Raw genomic sequence first — 17,915 nt, 5'->3', positions numbered from 1 at the left:
AGTGCCAAATTTATCCACAGCAGACGTCACTGTAATTTCGGTATGCTATAGAAGCGAAGACGTTGTCCCGGAAATGATTGCGTCCGTTCCTGAAGCAACGCCTATCATACTAGTGGATAACGGCGGAAATAATCGATTTCATGATTTTCCTAGTAGTCGCAGTATTCGTGTTGTAAAACTTGATAAAAATGAGGGATTTGGGCGTGGATGCAACTCCGGTGCAGAGGTTGCTACTACCCCGTGGTTATTATTTCTCAATCCAGATGCAAGATTGACCGATGGCGCTATCGATGCCTTGTTAATCGCCGCCGAACGCTATCCTGCAGCCTCTGCCTTCAATCCTCGGATTGCTAACAGTGATTCTACACCTTATTTTAAAAGGCGCTCTTGGCTTCTGTCACGCCAGCAATATATGTCCCGGGGGTGGCCCACTCAAGACAGGCCCATTTCTATATTGAGTGGAGCAGCGATTTTTGTTTCAAGCGCTATATTTCGCGATTCGAAGGGCTTTGACCCAAACATATTCCTTTACCATGAGGATGACGATCTCTCGCTCAGACTCGCGAAGACTGGGCCCCTCATGTTTGTTCGAGATGCACTCGTAGTACATAGCAGTGGACACTCCTCGGGTCGCTCACCCGAGATTGCTCGTTTCAAAGCCTATCACATGGCGAGATCAAGAATATATACGGGAAAGAAGCACCATAGACCTTTCCCGTTGTCGTCTACGCTCTGCCAAGCCATATTTTTGTTTCTTTCACCTGCAATGCTTTTTTCAGATCGGCGTCGCGCTAAGGCGCTAGGCTTTTTCCAAGGGATCATCAGCACATATCGCGAGGCGATGTTAAAGTAATAACTCATCCCGTCATTGCGAAGTAAAAAACGACGGCAGGATATAGCGATCGTAACGGGCAAAGAAGATTAATGTTCACAACAGAAGTTTCAATATCAACAATAAACAAGCACTATTTTGTGGTGAAAACACAAGATGCGGGCCTTTGCGGGGTGGAAATTAACGCGGGCGGTAAACAAGAATCATACTTGCTAAATCTTCAAAGAAATAAATCATATTTTTTGATAAGAACCATACAGGGAAACAATACCCTGAAATTCACGTCTATCGCACCTGTTGACGTCTGCATCATCCCGAGAAGCAGAAAACGCCGGCCAATCGGGACAAAAATTAGAGAGATGCTCGATGACGTGAGGCGCAAACAAGGTACCTACTGGCCAGAAATCCGAACGTCTACAGGGGTACATTTACGTGAAATAACATTCGGGCGATTTATGACCCGAGCGACCTCCAATATAGAGAGGCTCGCGTTTCATAACTTTCGACTACCTGAAGGAACTAAGAGTTCTTTGCCTTTCCGCCCCGTCAGAGACGGTTTCTTTTCGGCTGCGGTCCTCAAAAACCTTCTGGATGGAATTAGCGACCACCATAGCGAATTCATCTTTCTGGCGAACGAGGCGAAATTCTCTGAAACCAGCCGGCCAGCGATTCAGTATTTACTCCAGCAACGTTTTGGTGAAGCAACCTCTCAGCTGGGTCCCGCATGGAGTTTTATGCAGAATAATCCTGGCATTGGACTTTTGACTTGGGACGTCGACAATAGCAGTCGTAGCGGAAAGAAAACCGACAGGAAAACCAGGCGTCTCGCGCAACTTATGAATCTCGACCTCGCAGAGATAGATAGCCGCCCGTCATTTCCAGCAGTATGTCTAATACGCAAATCCGCACTCATTTGGATAAAAACGATGAATATCGAGTCTGCCGATGTCGATAGTGGCATCTACGACTCTGATGCATTGCTTAAGCTTATACCGCCAGCCGTTGAGAAAGCAGGTTTCGCAATAAGTCCGCTGCCCTTGAACAGTGGAAACAAAATTATTGGTCACTCCGTTCTGCAAGCTGAATGGGTTGAGCATCGTCCACTTTCAAATCCAGAGAACAAGAATTGCTGTCTATTCGTCGGACTACTCCGGGAGGATGGTAGGTTCGCGCCTCACGCACTGGCTTACATGCGGGCACTTAAGGAGCAGGGATTTCACATCTATGGACTTGGCGTGAGCCTCACATCTCCAAACGAGGGCAAGGACCCTGGCGAGGCATTCTGTGATGGATTCGCCGCTCGCGCGAATGACGGTCATGATTTCGCCCTTTGGGCGGCAGCGCTGCGGAAACGCCCGGAAATCTGGCGTGCAGAAACCCTACTTTTCGCCAATGACAGCATGATACCGAAAGAGCCTTCGCTGAAGCCGCTTTTCAACCAACTGTCGGCTTCCCCTTACGATGTTACTGGATTGACTGATAGTACCATTGGTAGACGTCACCTGCAGAGCTATTTTATCCACCTTAATCAAAAAGCTTTGAAATCTCAAACAGTCCAGAGATTCTGGGATTCAGTTCTCGCATGGCAAGATAAAAGCCGCATTATTGCATTGTATGAAATTGGGATGACAAGCAAATTGACCCATGCGGGACTAACATGCGGCCCTCTTTATGAAACCGACGGCGACCGCGGAAATTGGCATAGTAATCCTTCTATCCACTGTTGGAGAGAGTTAATCAAAAAAGGATTTCCTTTTGTAAAAACCCAGATCATCAAAGATGCAATTGCTGAGGGGAGTATACCGGAGGTCGTCCAGTTTCTCGTCGACAAGGGCTTTGAGCGCGATCTTATACCGGGCGTTGGGAATAATCATCAGTAGACGCCCTGCTCGCGATGGGTGGGCGCCACCGCCCACCAACATCTTTGTACCAGAACCATTATCTCGACTTCATCAGAAGACAGCGTCAAGGGAAAGGTTAGTATGAGTGACCTAGATTTGGCTAAGAGCATAACGCGGCTCACGACGCCGTCGCTTCCGAAAGTATATTCAGCTCCCGATATCGCGTAAGGCTCGCCTCAAGCCCTTGAAACCTCCGGAACGGAAAACACGGAAAATCTCTTTAGCTGTTGTATCCGAGCGGCCGGTCAGAAGACGCCTCAAACCGCGCAATAATAACGATAGTTTTCTTTTCTTTTTTGTGAGAGCGGCGAGTTGCTCGTCGCGGTGAGCAAGCTCGGTCTGCAACCCAGCGATTTTTCTTCTTAGAGTCAGCGCTTCTCCAGCCGGGGGAGGATTGAGAATGGCTTCACGCAGAAGATTAATGCGTGGCACCATTTGCGCCTCAAGGCGATGAACATCCCTCACGGTTTTGATGCCCTTTTCGCCGACGGATTTCAAAGCGCTAGGATCGCTATAATACTGCTCTATCCTGTCAACGATGTGCTTAACATCATATTTAACGATGACAATGTCCTGATCATCTGTGTAGCAGGCCTTGGCGGAGTCGAATTCGTCTGTAGCGAAAATCGCTGTCCCGCGCATGGCTGCCTCCACGCAGCAGCCGGTGGGAAAGCCGTCAGTCGATCCAGAGTATATCTTTCCACTGATGTTGGGAGACAGGATAATATCCATGTCTCTGAAAAAGCCATCAATCGCATCCGGGCCTAGGGGGCCGTAAAATTTTATCCGGTCGCCCAGCGAACTCACATCTATGACATGCTGATCGAACCCCCCTGCCACATGGAAATAAATATCGTCATGGCTTTGCCGCAGTATTTTGGCGACTTCCAAGAACACATCGTAGCCCTTGTCCTCACCGCGCGGGGTGTACTTGTGCGCCATGAAACATATGTCCAAATGGGCCTTTTCCTCCCCCCATCGACGCTTGGAAAGCAAGGTCCCGCCGACCTCGGGCATTACACCGCCATAGATTATTTCTATCTTTTCAGGTGGACATAATCCTTTTCTAACGAGGTATTCGTATATTACCTGCTGCGTCACAATGACTTTTTGAAAAAACTGGGATCCAAATACCCGGGTGAGTTGGCGGTCAACCTCGGGATTATTTAAAGCAAACCCACCCCCAGGATACAGCGTAAATATAAACTGCACACCAGCCTCTTCAATTTCCGGAAGCATTGCGTAGGTGTTGTGCAGGAACATAATATAAATCAATTTACCCAAATGTAGCGGGAATTTCCCTCGCTTTGCGATAACTCTATTTCCTAATTCCGGGTATTTGCGTTGATAGTTAAAAATGAGCAAGTCATGGGGCGTGCTGTCCACCAAGCTCGTCGCATTCCCGGTACTCAGAACTAAAGATGAGGGAAATTCTTGCAGATAAGACGTAAACTCAAGATAGCGAAATCCATTCTTCGGCGTCGGAAATGTATCATCCAGAACTATTACGTCTATTTTTTTCGAATTTTCGTCATTATAAGCTACAGCCCCCCCTAAAATTGAGTAACAAAATTCATTAACATTTTCAAACTCATTTCTATAATTAAAGTCGAACATACCATTCATATATTCAACTTCTGACAGAATCGCAGAAGCTCTAGATACATTCCAAGGAGATTTCCTCCATGTAGCCGGACTATCTTTGCGGCTGTACGTAAGGACTTTATTCAAGTGCCCAATTGGCCCAAATTGGCCGCAGTAAATATTGAATTTCCAGTTATAATTGCTATCCTTTTCTTTTAATAGCCATTTATACGGAAGTACTTCGGCCATCTCCCCACGATAAAAGGTGCAGCCCAGACTCATAACTGGATTATCCTCTACTATATTGGAACCAGTTATGATTTCTTCGGCTATAACAGTGCCTCCGTGGCGGCGCGAGGCGTTGAACGAAGAAGCAGTGGAATTGAACGACATGACCACATCTGGCCATTTACGCAGAAAATCAAGATGCTCTTGGAGCCGGTTTTCCGACTCCCAGAAGTCATCGCCGAAGCAGGGCGCTACAAAATCGGCTCCCTGCGCCCAGCTCAGGGCAGCCCCCCAGTTAGTACCAGTACCCGTATTCTCGAGATTGACCCTAACCTCAAATTTTATGCGGTCGCTACTGTTCTCCGCGATGATGGACCGCGCAACTTGTATGGTTTTGTCCGTAGATGCATCATCTATAACCAGCACACGCATGGTGAAGTCGCCACGCTGCATTATGACGGAACGAAGGCATTCGGCGATAAATGTTTCATGCTGATGCGTCAGCACGATCACCGCCACTTCGGGCACCTTTGGGCCCGCGGCCAGCCTCCCCTGCTGCTTACGTTTAACATAGCGCCGCCGGCGGAATAGGTCTATCTGGTAGCATACGCTAGAGGGCGATCGTTCGCCGTCGACCTGGACGAATACCGCAAAGCCGGGAACCACCATTACTGCGTCTAAAGCGTATTCCGAGAGTGCATCGGCCTTAATCCGCTCAGTTTTGTCACTGGCTTCAATGCAGACGATTCCCTTGGGCGACAGTTGCTTTAAAAGCCGGGCAAACACTGCGCCTTCGCAATTCCGTGCTACCGTAACGTCGAGACATAACAGATCAATCTGCATCTGTAGGTGTTCATGTCGCTCAACAGCAGCCAGCACATCGGCTACATCCGTCAGCACCTCTAGTTGTTCGAGGCCAAATTCCCGCCCTATGAAGTTTTTGAGCGTCAGCTTATCCCCTTCCGTGAGATCGTCCCTGAACGAGCCAATCATACGGCTTTCGTCGATCTTACCCATGACATCCACCATCGTGGAAGCTGCCTCTGGGTTGGGAGACACCACGTCATCCTGCAACGATGGCGATTTATGAGTATTCATATTTATTTCCTTCGCTTACAATATCCACGATCGTCGTCAATCATGCAGAATTCGCAATCCATTCAAGCCTGCGGGTGTGATGCCTATCGGCGTACCTTAACAACGCCAAGGCCCATACCACCTCCATCGCCGGACTGGTATTGTTTTGTGAATTCAACCGCAGAATGAGTTTTGGAGTTTTGTGTCAGCACCTCCCGCCACAATCTGCCAACACCTGGCCAAGAGCTTGCACAAATATCGTGGAACATGAGCATTTTTGCCCGATCACGGACGAGTTCATAGTCGTGGCTTACACCCTCATATCGGTGATCGCCGTCGATAAAAACGAAATCAGGCCTCAAGTTTAGGACCAGATCTTTAGCGACTACAGATGTCGAGTATTCTTTTTCATATCGAACCTCAAGCCTGCGATCTCCATCTATTGTGCTTATATAGTCTGCATACTCCCTAATAAGGGGCGACATTTCAGCAGGATCAAGCGCTATGACCTTACGCAACTCAGGCGAAAAGCGTCTAAGCCATTCCGAAATGAGAATGAACATCCCACCCCAACGAACACCGATTTCCAAATAGCATTCGATGCCACGCGCATTGTCGGCAAGCCACGCCAATAGAGGCGCGAGCTGGCATGGCAACTGGAGCAAATGCAGGCCCTTCCCAGACAAATGGGCGATTTCTGGAGGGAACGACCAGTCTTCTTGCGCTAGACCCAATTCAGGTATCAACGTGTGCTCCAGGAACTCGACGTCCCGGCATTGCAACTCCGTTAGCGCGCGGATGCGATCTATGCTTTTGATGACACTGCTCTTTGTTAACTCGAGCTTGAGAAATCTTATATCATTAGCGATAGCTGGCTGCTGACTGTCGGATGCTTCGACAGCTAACGATTCGACAGAAACTCCAGCTTGTTTCATGAGATGAAGAACACATAACTCCAGTTGACGAATACGATTATCATGAATATTATTTTGTTTTCTAATTTCATCAGCTATTTGAATAGCATCCCTGCCCTCGCTTAGGATAACCTCCAGAATATTTGCATATTCTCTATTTGTTTTCAAATTTTCTTCAATTAATTTATTTATATTTGCGCACGATTCACCAACATTATCAATGGAATATTTGCTAGATACGCATAGTTTTTTCATTTCCTCCATTGAAGTCAATTGATTATTGTTTTGCCTTACAATATAGCTACTAATCTTTAGGTTTTCTTGGATACGATTATCCACATCCCTAATGCGCACAGAAATTCTGTTCTTTTTTATTCTGCGATATAATCCAATAATTCTGGACTTTAAATCTCTTTCCATCTATTTCTCCCCAACGGCCGCTGAAAGTGAATCGTTTCATTTTCAGCACATCGGGGGTTAACATCTTGAGTTCAGAAAGGTTCCCTTCCTGAATGACTATATTTGAGGGGTTGCAAATTAAGCAGAGTCTGATCCACACGATGTGCTAACGGAGATTGGGGGATGTCAGAGCTTTTCATATCGTCCTGCGTGTCGGTGTACTTGCTTTGGTTGTGATCCAGACCTCCATGCGGTATCATAATTCCCGCAAGACGGATGCGCACTCTGACGCCCCCCTGATACGGGAGTGACCTCATCCACCCTCTCAAGAAGCAAAAACTTCTTCACTTCCTGCGGATCATATCCAATACGGGGGGTAAACATCCTATTGTCGAGTGAAAGCGTCGGCAAGGCGGGAGATGAAATGCTCCAGCATTCCGTCTTCCTGTCGCTTGAGATCCCGGATCCGGTCTATAAGACCGGCGCGGGTGCGCACGGCCCAATCCAATTGCTCGGCACTGTCGCCATAGGCGATGCCGAGCCGGTCCTTCTCAGGGCGCCAATCGGTACGAGATAGCCCCGGCGGGGGAACTACAATGGGAAGGCAGCCGCAGAGCGCGGCGTAGTCGCAGTACATCGTATAGGGGTCGTGGCAATAGAAAAGACGCGCGCGCTTGAAGACCTCCGCGATCTCCTCGTTGCTTTTGCCGTCCAACATGGTGGCCCCCTCCGCCCCTGGGGGGAGGCTGTTAGTCATGGCATCTCCCTTACGGATCATTCGGCAGACTTCAGTGCGTTCAACTGGGCCAGGGTCGTTGAAAATGTCGTCACGATGCCACTGTAGGCGCAGACAATTTTCGCGCGGTATCCAGTCGATATGCTCTATGAAGGGATGTTGAAAAAAGAATACCTTCTCCCCGGGAATCTGTTTTTCAAAATCCTCACCTACCCCGTGGCCGCGCGGTGTGTAGAGGATCCAACGCACCACGCGGGCTAAACCCAACGGGTTACCGCTTACGATTTCGGGGTAGACGACGATTCCACGGCAAAGCGATGACAGCGACGGCAGAGGCGTATTAAGCGCAGGATGCGTTTTGAAGGGTAAGTAACCCCAGATATATCTACACATTGTCAGCGCTTTATGCAATTTGCGCAGCAGACGCGGCATATCCGAAGACGCTTCATCGATGAGAGGAAAGACGTAAGCGTCCACTCCCACACCACGTAAGCGGTGAGCCAAGTAGTGGAGAACAATGTTTCCGCCACTCCGATCGTCAAAAGGAGGGCACGCCACGATGACCGGTCTGCTCAGTTTATTCATAATATACTGCCGTCCCGTTTGGTAAGATTGGTCATCTTGAAATGGCCATTTATCTTTCGACAGACATTAAATTTTCACTGCAGTCTGTATATCCATGAATTTCAAAGAATAAAACGTGTCTTCGATGCCTTTGTATCAGAGCGACATACCGCGATCGAGGCGCAGTACCTGCCCTGTCATCTGGGCTGCCTCCGGTGAGATGAGATAGCTTACCAGTGCTGCCACATCGCGAGGCAGTATTTTTCCCGCTAGTACTGACCGGGTATCGAGGGTAGCGCGTGCGGCATCGTCCATTTGTGCAGCCATATCCGTCTCTACCACGGCAGGCGCGATAGCGTTTACGCGGATACCGCTTGCGCCAAGTTCCATTGCTAGAACGCGGGTGGCGTGGATGAGTGCCGCCTTTGAGCCGCCGTAGGCAAGGGTGCCCGCATCTGCCAAAAGCCCCGCCGTAGAGCCTATATTGATCACTGTTCCAGCTTTCGCTCTTGTCATCGCACGAGCAATGTACTGGGTAAAGAGCAGTGGCCCGAAGGTGTTCACCTGAAAGACATCACGCATTTGGTCCATTCGGGTCATGGTGAAGAGACTGCCGCTAGCGATACCGGCGCAATTAACCAGAACGTCGATTTGCTTGGACCAACGTAACACCGTGCGAGCCGCCTCAGAGATGGCGGCATCGTCACGCAGGTCCAGGGTCACAATGGTGTGCCCCTCCTCTGCGGACAGTAGATCCTGCAGATCTCGCGAGGCGTTTCGCACACAGCCCGCGACACGATAACCTTGCGTCACGAGCCGTTCGGTAATCGCAAGGCCAATTCCGCGATTGGCACCCGTCACAACGGCAAATGGCTTATTTTCACTCATTCTGATCCCTCCGACAGGGCGGCGCGCTCAAATACGGGTTCGAGCAGTGCGTAATCGATATCAGGCAATGTCCGCGAGTGCGGAAAGAGAGTTTCGGGTCCGCCGCGCAACGCGCGGATGACCGCTGGAGCGGTAAAATAGGCGACCAGCGCCGCATCAATAAATGTCTGCGCCACATCGTAGTGCGATTTGCGTAACGCACGCAGAGTTTCATTCACCTCGGCGGTTTCAGCTTCAGGCAGTTCGGCAAGCGCGTGGCCCATGGCCTGCGTTATCTCCGGATTACCGATGACGTCAGCACCGAGTCCGAGTGCGGCGAAGCCAGGAACATTATGGGCGGGGTCTCCCGGGAACATCGCCGCTAGCAGTCCATCAACCAACATGTGCGGCCTCTTCGGCAATGGCATCGGCGAGGTAAAGGGCGACCGCCTGAATTGTATTTGCAGGATTTACGCAGGACGAGGTCACAAAAACGCTGGAATCGACCACGTAAAGCCCATCGACGCCATGTACTTTGCCCCGAGGATCAACCACTGATCGGCTGGGATCAGATCCCATGCGCGCAGTACCCATTACATGCCACCCGGAGTTACGCACAGGACCGTGCGCATAGATCTGTCTCGCGCCGGCCGTCGAAAGTACTTCACGTGCCTTGCCCATGCCATGGGTCATCATCTTTCGAGTATTCTCGCTCATAGTATAGCTGACCCGCACGCCGGGATCGCCATGCGCATCTGTGCGTGTGGTGTCGAGCTCCACGCGGTTCTCCGGATCGGGTAGATCTTCGCAGATGATCGAGATCACCGCTTGCTTACGCCAGAAGGCCCCGAAATCATCGTAGAGATGCTCTCCAAACCGCAGCTTTCGCCGTCCGTAGGCAGATTGTGCCGTCTCTAGCGGACCCGTACCGCGCAAAGCGTGCATCATATAGCCCAGTTTATGGCCCGCATCCGGACTACGGTAATGCTCAAGGCTGTAGAGCATGCAACCCTGGGGGCCTGTATCGGTATCGAGCACCTCGGGAAAAACGCCTTCCACATAGCCAAGCGGGTGGATCATCAGATTGCGCCCGACCTGGTCTTGGCCGTTGCCCAAGCCACGTGGATGATCGTCGCTCCGAGTGTTCAGCAGCAGACGCGGCGTACCTATGGCGCTTGCGGCGAGGATCACGCGCGGGCTACGAAGGGTCTTCTTGTTGCGGTGCTTGTCGGTAACGCACACTCCGGCCACGCGCCCGTTTTCCACCAGAAGATGCGAAACAGCCGTCTCGTCGAGAACCTCCAGTGACGTCGCCTTCGCGCGAGCGAGATAGGTGATGTCAGTGCTCGATTTGGCGCCCTGCGGACAGCCCGTATTGCATGGGCCTAGATTGAGGCAAGCAGAGCGCCCGCGACGATCCCTTGTCGAGATTGCAGAATAGCTTGGCCACCAATGCCAGCCTTTGGCGTTGAACGCATGAGCAAGCCGCGTCCCCACATCGCCGAGCGGTACTGGTGGCAACAGATTTTCAATGTCGGGATAAAGCGGGTCTCCTGCAAGCCCTGCAACCGACATCATCTCTTCATTAAGGTCGAAATAGGGGCGCAGGTCGTTGTAGGAAATTGGCCAGTCCTCTGAAAGACTTTCCGTCGTGGCAAGCCGGAAGTCGTCGGGACGGAAACGCGGAAAATGTCCGGAATAAAGAATGGTCGAGCCACCAACCGCATTGAAATTGCATACGGCGACAGATGACGCGCTGTCATCAACGGGATAATCCTGTACAGCCCCTCGCGTGGCGGCGACCGGAGACATCGACGTACGCTTCAACACTTCCCAATCAGGGCGCGTACTGGGATATGAGGCTGGATCCATCCAAGGACCCCTCTCCACACAAGCTACCTTGAATCCCTTTGTCGCAAGTCGCCAAGCAGCGGCTGCACCAGCTGCGCCGCTGCCAATGATGATGACATCAAAATCGTTCATTTTTATTTAGGAAGATATTGTTCGAGAATATCCGGTATGGTGATCATCATCTTGGCTTCGCAAGCGACCTCTCCATTGGTGTAACCCACGGCACGACCCTTGCAGACTCCACGCCGCCAGCTGTCGATCGTCGCCTCGATCAGCAGTTGATCTCCGGGGCGAACTTCCTTCTTGAAGCGTACCGTATGCTCAAGCGCGTGCGTGACTTTACCTTTGAGGCCTTCCTGCGTCGTGATGGCCACAGTCAGCATCTGTGCCATAGCCTCAAGCTGTAGCGCGCCCGGCATGTTGGGACCACCAGGGAAATGCACTGGAAAATACCATTCGTTGTTGGTGAGGTTCTTGAAGCCCTTGGCATACTGCCCCGGTTCGACTTCAGTCACCTTATCGATCATGAGGAAGGGGTAGCGATTGGGCTGATATGCTTTAAGTTCTTCGCAATCTAGAGAAAACGCCATTGGCAATGCCTCATCTATATCATGTGCCGCTAATAAGAGCGCGCAGCAAGGTTTCAGGAAATTTGTACTCTACGGGAGAGGATGGCAAGAATCTCTTTGCCGTCCCAGTTGAAGGAGATGTCCAGCGCACTGCCCACCGGCACGATACGGTCGATATTTGGAATCTGCCCGTCTACAGTCATCCCGCGGAAGACATCTTCCGGCGCTATGCCGAGAGTTGTCAGTGTTTGTTCGTTCGGACGCAAATAGGTCAGCACCTGCTTCACGTCCGTAATTGGAAGCTCAAGGAACGTGCCGAAACGTAGCGGCAGGCCCAGCACCTCGGGGTCATCAAGGCGCCAAACATCATGCTCGGTATTGAGGTTGAGCGCGTGTCCCACCATGGTCACATCGCGGAGGATGTCGAGGTTGCGGTTTATCCGCGCCATCGGATCAAGCACGTATTCAGCGCCTAAAATCGCCTCCAGAAAAGACCAGAACCTCGTTTTTGCCTGGTCGATATTACCCTTGTCACCAAGCCAGAAAACCGTTGTCGGCGAGGAACAGGCATTCTGATCCACGACAAATGTATCATTGAAAAAGCGGCGGGCGCTCAGTCGCGCGTCCTCATCCGACAGCGAGAGATAGCCTGTCGCATCCACCAATAGCGACGAGACACGGTCAGGGAAATAAACCTCAACGCAACCGGGCGATTTCGGCAGCGCCCGGAATTTTTGCACCGTCGCGTCGCCGCCCCAGACTACAAGTCCGGCAGCTTCGTTGATCAATCCATTAAGGGCAGCGCTGTCGCGCTCTGTTTGTACGAAGCGGGTACGCCGCGCGATCTGTTCGAATTCGGGATTGGCGAGCAATCGATCGATTAAAGCAATGCAAAGAATCGTTTGCGGAAAATGCCGCGATGGCAAGCGAACGATGTTGGAATTGCCAGCAAGCAGTCCCATTACGAAAGAAAAAGCGAAGTTCAGTGGAATATTGCCTGGCGCGACATGTACCACCGTACCCCAGCCGAAGCGGGAAGAGATCGAATGCACATCGGCAATCGCCCGCACGAGGTTAGCCTTGCGGCAAAAATAACCGAAAGTTGCAAGATCGGGATGACCGCGCACCTCTTTGTCAGTGAGGATAGCGCGTGAAAGGGTGTTAAGGAATTCCTGAATGCTCTCATCCGCGAACGGCGCTCTGCCACCGAAATCAAAGCCCTGTCGCCACTGGCCTGTTTCAAAACGATGCGCATCAAATATAGGCATCGCTGCACCCCCGAACCTCGGCAGCCGGCAAGCGCCCATGAACCTCAACAATCGTACCGGAATGTCCACATGAACACTCAGAAGCGTGGCGCGTCAAACCCATATCTTCAGTCAGAAGCGCATGACCAGGATAGCTTTTCTGGATTGTGGAGAACACCTGTATAAGGCCCACTTCACCATGCGGCAGCGCTTCGTGCGTGTGAATGTCTCTCACCAGCACGTCAGACCATGGGCTGGCATGCAGATGACCTTCTCGGCATTCCATATAGATTGTGCCGGTCTGTTCAACCATGCCGTAGTAATTTCGCACGTCAGTACAGCCGGTCCACTCGGCAATGGTAGCCTTAAACTGCTGATTTGAAACCTTCGCCGCTTCCAGCTTCTTCCACCCGCCACCGTGCAGCAAGAAAGCGTTTTCTAGCGGAAGCTTCTGGTTTGCCTCGCGCAGAACCTCGCAAAACGCTTGCCAGACAAGAAACGTGAAACCAAATATAAAGATGCGCTTATCGTTGTGTTGTTTCAAAAAGTCGAGCACGCGCGGAATGTTCAGTGACATGTCGTCGTCCAGTGCAAAGCACCGGTCGCGTGCCATGATCGAAAAGCCGTTTACGGCCGCGGTGCGGGCGGAGAAACGGTTGCGATCCTTGATCGTGCTCTCGCTGTCAATAACCAGCATAGGCGAACGGGCCTTGCCGAACGCTTCGCCGCAGATCGCCAGCAACGTACGGGTTTGAGCCTGCGCCGTTTCCCGATCGATATAAATGCGTGACCGTGACCCGGATGTCCCTGAAGACATCATTACCTTGAAAACATCCTCCTCCGACACGCTTCGAAGGTCGAAATCCTTGAAGGCGCGCACAGGCAGGAAAGGTAGATCAGCGAGGCTTTGTGGCGGACGATCTCGCGTATAAAGCGTATCGCAGTAATTGGCGTAGGGCTCGCAAGCCGCGCGGTGATGTTCTGTCAACGCGATGAGATCGTCGAGTATCGTTGAAGTCAACGCACATCTCCATAGGCATTCAAGGCAGCGACGTAGTCGGGCTTGCCGACTGCGGTTCGAGGCAGGAGGGCAACCTCCTGAAGGGCAATGGTCGAAGGGTGGAAGAAGAAATTGTGAGACATCGCAGCGTTTACGTCCGCGTGATCGCTACCACAATAGCAAACGATCATGCGATTTTCGCTCCCCACAACCATGCAATCGATTCCGGCGCTGACAAGCACGCTTTCTACATGGTCAAGATTCACAGAAATCCCGTGAAGTTTTATAGTTCGTTTGAGACGACCGGTGATGGTTATGAAGCCATCGGCATCGATCGTCGCAAGATCGCCGGTACGGAGTATACCTCGAAATTCATCACCGCGCGCAAGATCTACAAATCCCTGTGCGTAACCCATCGATACGTTGGAGCCGGAATAAACCAACTCACCCTCTCCATCACCATCGATATGCACGCGCCCACAAGAGATCGGTACACCGACCGATCCCAGCTTTTCGAGGCCCGCCTCAGGCGGCACGTACGAAATACGCGGCGCTGCCTCGGTTTGGCCGTACATGGTGAAATAACGTGTACCCGTGTCCGCGAACCGCTCAAGAAAGTGCCTTGTGATCTTTGGATCGAGCCGTCCGCCCGCCTGTGTGACGCAAACGAGTGAACGAGCCAGCCCCTCGGGCAGCCTGGAGCGCCGCAAAATATCGAAAATGAAAGGCACACCGGCGATATCCGTCACGCCCTGTTCCTCGCAAAAACCAAACAACCCTCGGTCTAGAACAGAAAGCTCGGTCAATACGATGCGTCCACGAACGTTCATGACGTTGTGCAGCACCGAGAGACCATATGAATAATGCAGCGGCAAAAGCGACACCGCAACCCGATCTTCCGCCATTGCAAGATAATCGCAAATAGCATCAGTACAGGCCTGCAGGTTTCGGCTAGTAATACGAACGGCTTTAGGATCGCCGGTGGATCCAGACGTAGGTATCAGAAGCGAAAGGTCAGGATGAATTTCCGCCTTCGCAGCCTTGTTGGCGACGAAAAGCACTCCCTTCGCACCGACCTTGGCATGAGGCGTAAAACCTTCCGGCGCCGCGCCTGTTGGGCTGAACAGGTATGCAGGACAATAAGCCTGAACAGTACGTTCAACGACGGCCGGAACAGCGGCACCATCCATAAGCAGGGGCACCAAGCCCGCCCGCAACGCGCCTACATAGGCGGCTACGGTCTCAGGGGAGCGGTCACAGAGCATAACAACAACGCCCCGCCCGCAACCCTTGAAGAGCTTGTCGCCGAGATCAAAGACCTGCGCATAACTGAGGGCACGATCTTGTGTCGTCAAGAAGATCCTCGCATCGCTCGCCTGGTCCCTGTCATTCCAAAACATTTAGAATGTGACCCCGTATTTCTCAAGCGTCTTGAGACCGGTGTTGTATGATCCAAAGTCCACGACATCATCCATGTCGAGCATAATGTCGAAGGCATTTTCAAGTTCAGCCATGAGCGCCATATGACCCACAGAATCCCAAGCATTAATGCTTCTATATTCAAGTTCGTCAGTCAATTGAGCTGCATCAATCTCGAACACAGTCATAAATGCGGAATCGTATTTCTCTCTATTTGACAACTCTACTCTCCAGTTTTCCTAAAAACAGTCTTATCTTCATTACGACGCAACACACGCGCCGGGTTACCCATCGCGATGACCTCTTCAGGCACGTCGTTATGAACAACGGAACCCATGCCTACAATGCTGTCGGCACCCACAGTAAGTTTCTCGCGAACGCTGCCGCCCATCCCAATATACGCGCGCGGCCCAACCTTTACAGCACCTCCAAGATTGACCATGGACGAAATGACCGCATCTTCAGCAACATTTACGTCGTGGCCAACGATCGCCATCGTATTCACCGCCGCATTGCGGCCGATAAAGGCACGTGCTTGAACCGAGCAAAACGGTGCGACAATGACACCATCCTCGATGGTGGCCGAAGGCGAAATCACAGCAGACGGCGCGATGGCAGAGCACAATTTCAGGCCGGCCTCAGTCACTTTCTCAGCAAGTTTGGCACGCGCAGCTGGCTCTCCCACAGCGATTGTCACAAAGGCACCCTTTTGACAATCAGCAAGCTCCACCACCGGATATCCGAGCACATCCTTTTCCGTGGAGCCATCAACGATGAAACCCATGTTGCGCTTCGGCACTTGCCCAGCTGCCATGGCACTGATGCAGATATCCAGCGTTTCGACCCCAAAGCCTCCAGCACCGTAAATATACCAAGCGGGTACACTTTTATCAGGCATTTTCTGCCTCACGCTTTATTATTCGCGTAATCCCCTCAGCATCAAGGCCAGAAATTTTCAGCATATAGGGGTAGCTGCCCGTCTCGCCGTAGCGGTCTGCGATACCGTGCGTTACGATGCGGCATTGAGGCGCACCTGCTTCGACGAAATGTTCCAGCACCGCACTGCCCAGGCCGCCCGTACGCATATGCTCTTCCACAACGATCAGGGTGGAGGATACTTCAGCCGCATGCGCCAACGCCACTTTGTCCAGTGGTTTTATCGTGTGCATGTTAAGCAAACCGACTGTGAGACCTTCTTCGGCCAACGCATTCGCTGCGGTCAAGCAATGGCCCACAGTGGTGCCCGCCGAAATTATAGTGATATCCGCAGCCGGCTTGATCCAAACCGCCTTGCCAAACTCAAAATCGTAGTCTTCTTCATACACGATAGGGCAGTTCACGGCACCCGTAAGGCGGATATAAACAGGCTTATTGTAGCCGATGCAGGCCTCAAGCGTTTTGTATATCTCGGCGCAATCCGCAGGCGAAACAATGGTCAAGCCGGGAATGGCCCGCATGACGGCCAAGTCTTCCAGACCGTAATGGGAATTCCCCAAAAAGCCCATGGCAAAACCGCTGCCCAGGGCCACAAGCTTTACCGGCTCTTCCATGTAGCCCATGTTCATGCGCACCTGTTCACTCGCACGCATCGAAGCAAAAGGGGCAAATGTGGAAGCAAAGACATCAAAACCTGACCGTGCAAGGCCAGCGGCCACGCCGACCATGTTCTGCTCTGCAATGCCCGTATTTATGAACTGGTGCGGATACTCCTTCGAGAAGCGGTCAAGACCTGACGATCTACCCAGATCAGCAGACAGTGCGAGCACATTTGGATTCTCCGCCGCATATCCCGAAAGGGCCTGCCCATAGGTTGCGCGAATACCCATCCGCGACCAGGTGCGCGCGTTTCGCGTCGAAATTTCAACCATCAGCTAACTCCAGTCCGAGCGCGCGGATGCAATCTTTATAGACATTGCCGGTAATCCGATTGTGATGCCAGTCATTATTGGCTTCCATAAAATCTATTCCCCGCCCCTTAATAGTTCTGGCCACGATCGCAGTTGGACCACCCTCATAGGCTCGCGCCGCAGCGAAGGCCTCGCGGATTTGGTCGCGGTCATGGCCATCAATTTCGATAACGTTCCAGCCAAATGCGCGCCAGACTCCGGCCAAATTTATCTTATTTGCATATGTGGTCGTTGCCCCGTCGTTACGGAAGCCGTTTTCATCAACAATAGCGCAGAGACGGTTAGTCCCTCGCTCCGCAGCCAATGCCGCCGTTTCCCAGACAGAACCCTCGTTGCATTCGCCATCGCCAAGCATCACGTAAACACGGCGGTCTTCGTTTTTAAGTTCCATACCGAGCGCAAGACCCAGCCCATATGACAGCCCCTGCCCGAGGCTGCCGTTGGAACTTTCAATCCCAAGTTTAAGCTTCTTGACCGGGTGAGCGATCAGGTCACTCCCATCCGTCTGGAATGTCGCGAGCTTGTCAGCATCGAAATAACCATAAAGGTGAAGGACAGCCAGATAACCAAGTACTGCATGCCCTTTACTAAGAATGAATATATCGCGCTCAGGCCACTCAGACTCTCGGGGGCGATGATTCAGCACCTCGCCGAAGAGTACATTCAGCAACTCTACCATGCTAAGACTGCCGCCAATGTGGGCAGACTCTCCGCATTTGAACGCAGTATCCACTATAATCTTGCGAATATCTACATCCGACACTATTGAAGTGTTCGTCATCACTTTGGCCTCTCTCTGCAGCGCGGCGGAACCTACTTT

Annotated in this window: 16 protein-coding genes; 2 read left to right on the top strand and 14 right to left on the bottom strand. The window is 51.8% G+C overall.

Features of this window, described 5'->3' with window-relative positions; translation table 11 throughout:
- Position 1: 1 nt before the first annotated feature.
- Together ACQZ5F_RS21230 and ACQZ5F_RS21225 are read left to right on the top strand one after the other, a co-directional pair.
- Entirely contained in the window at positions 2-853 is an 852-nt protein-coding gene (locus ACQZ5F_RS21230) for a glycosyltransferase (protein WP_448730974.1), read from the top strand.
- 71 nt (positions 854-924) lie between these two features.
- Positions 925-2,712: a rhamnan synthesis F family protein gene (locus ACQZ5F_RS21225; RefSeq protein ID WP_448730938.1), complete on the top strand. Its 1,788-nt coding sequence runs from the start codon at positions 925-927 to the stop codon at positions 2,710-2,712.
- 168 nt (positions 2,713-2,880) lie between these two features.
- Here ACQZ5F_RS21225 and ACQZ5F_RS21220 read toward each other — a convergent pair whose 3' ends face one another.
- The 14 genes from ACQZ5F_RS21220 to ACQZ5F_RS21155 all read right to left on the bottom strand — a co-directional run bounded on the left by ACQZ5F_RS21220 (position 2,881) and on the right by ACQZ5F_RS21155 (position 17,876).
- The gene (locus ACQZ5F_RS21220) at positions 2,881-5,643 is read right to left on the bottom strand and encodes a glycosyltransferase (RefSeq protein WP_448730937.1); all 2,763 of its coding nucleotides are present in this window, start codon (positions 5,641-5,643) and stop codon (positions 2,881-2,883) included.
- Between the two features lie 83 nt (positions 5,644-5,726).
- Positions 5,727-6,956: a class I SAM-dependent methyltransferase gene (locus ACQZ5F_RS21215; RefSeq protein WP_448730936.1), complete on the bottom strand. Its 1,230-nt coding sequence runs from the start codon at positions 6,954-6,956 to the stop codon at positions 5,727-5,729.
- A gap of 364 nt (positions 6,957-7,320) precedes the next feature.
- Positions 7,321-8,256 (bottom strand): hypothetical protein, encoded by a 936-nt coding sequence (locus tag ACQZ5F_RS21210; RefSeq protein ID WP_448730935.1) that lies wholly within the window; start codon positions 8,254-8,256, stop codon positions 7,321-7,323.
- A 135-nt stretch (positions 8,257-8,391) separates the two neighbouring features.
- Positions 8,392-9,123 carry an SDR family NAD(P)-dependent oxidoreductase gene (locus tag ACQZ5F_RS21205; protein ID WP_448730934.1) on the bottom strand — a complete coding sequence of 244 codons (732 nt, stop codon included), beginning with the start codon at positions 9,121-9,123 and terminating at the stop codon, positions 8,392-8,394.
- The gene (locus tag ACQZ5F_RS21200; RefSeq protein WP_448730933.1) at positions 9,120-9,506 is read right to left on the bottom strand and encodes a hypothetical protein; all 387 of its coding nucleotides are present in this window, start codon (positions 9,504-9,506) and stop codon (positions 9,120-9,122) included. Before ACQZ5F_RS21200 ends, ACQZ5F_RS21205 begins: the two co-directional genes overlap by 4 nt.
- On the bottom strand, positions 9,496-11,085 hold the full coding sequence (locus ACQZ5F_RS21195) for a GMC family oxidoreductase (protein ID WP_448730932.1): 1,590 nt from the start codon (positions 11,083-11,085) through the stop codon (positions 9,496-9,498). Before ACQZ5F_RS21195 ends, ACQZ5F_RS21200 begins: the two co-directional genes overlap by 11 nt.
- A 2-nt stretch (positions 11,086-11,087) precedes the next feature.
- Complete coding sequence (gene fabZ / locus ACQZ5F_RS21190) at positions 11,088-11,543, bottom strand: 3-hydroxyacyl-ACP dehydratase FabZ (RefSeq protein ID WP_111793628.1); 456 nt, start codon at positions 11,541-11,543, stop codon at positions 11,088-11,090.
- Between the two features lie 53 nt (positions 11,544-11,596).
- Positions 11,597-12,790, bottom strand: coding sequence for an acyl-CoA reductase (locus ACQZ5F_RS21185; protein WP_448730931.1), 1,194 nt, complete (start codon positions 12,788-12,790; stop codon positions 11,597-11,599).
- Positions 12,777-13,790, bottom strand: a complete 1,014-nt coding sequence (locus tag ACQZ5F_RS21180) for a LuxE/PaaK family acyltransferase (RefSeq protein ID WP_448730930.1) — start codon at positions 13,788-13,790, stop codon at positions 12,777-12,779. Before ACQZ5F_RS21180 ends, ACQZ5F_RS21185 begins: the two co-directional genes overlap by 14 nt.
- Complete coding sequence (locus ACQZ5F_RS21175; protein WP_448730929.1) at positions 13,787-15,124, bottom strand: AMP-binding protein; 1,338 nt, start codon at positions 15,122-15,124, stop codon at positions 13,787-13,789. Before ACQZ5F_RS21175 ends, ACQZ5F_RS21180 begins: the two co-directional genes overlap by 4 nt.
- Before the next feature lie 45 nt (positions 15,125-15,169).
- Entirely contained in the window at positions 15,170-15,409 is a 240-nt protein-coding gene (locus ACQZ5F_RS21170; RefSeq protein ID WP_448730928.1) for an acyl carrier protein, read from the bottom strand.
- Positions 15,410-15,411: 2 nt separating this feature from the next.
- The gene (locus tag ACQZ5F_RS21165; protein WP_448730927.1) at positions 15,412-16,086 is read right to left on the bottom strand and encodes a NeuD/PglB/VioB family sugar acetyltransferase; all 675 of its coding nucleotides are present in this window, start codon (positions 16,084-16,086) and stop codon (positions 15,412-15,414) included.
- Positions 16,079-17,056 carry a transketolase family protein gene (locus ACQZ5F_RS21160; RefSeq protein ID WP_448730926.1) on the bottom strand — a complete coding sequence of 326 codons (978 nt, stop codon included), beginning with the start codon at positions 17,054-17,056 and terminating at the stop codon, positions 16,079-16,081. Before ACQZ5F_RS21160 ends, ACQZ5F_RS21165 begins: the two co-directional genes overlap by 8 nt.
- Complete coding sequence (locus ACQZ5F_RS21155) at positions 17,049-17,876, bottom strand: transketolase (protein WP_448730925.1); 828 nt, start codon at positions 17,874-17,876, stop codon at positions 17,049-17,051. Before ACQZ5F_RS21155 ends, ACQZ5F_RS21160 begins: the two co-directional genes overlap by 8 nt.
- Positions 17,877-17,915: the final 39 nt, after the last annotated feature.

It is taken from the genome of Agrobacterium sp. 22-210-1 (genome assembly GCF_053522525.1).
This window is presented reverse-complemented; position numbering and strand designations above follow the sequence as displayed.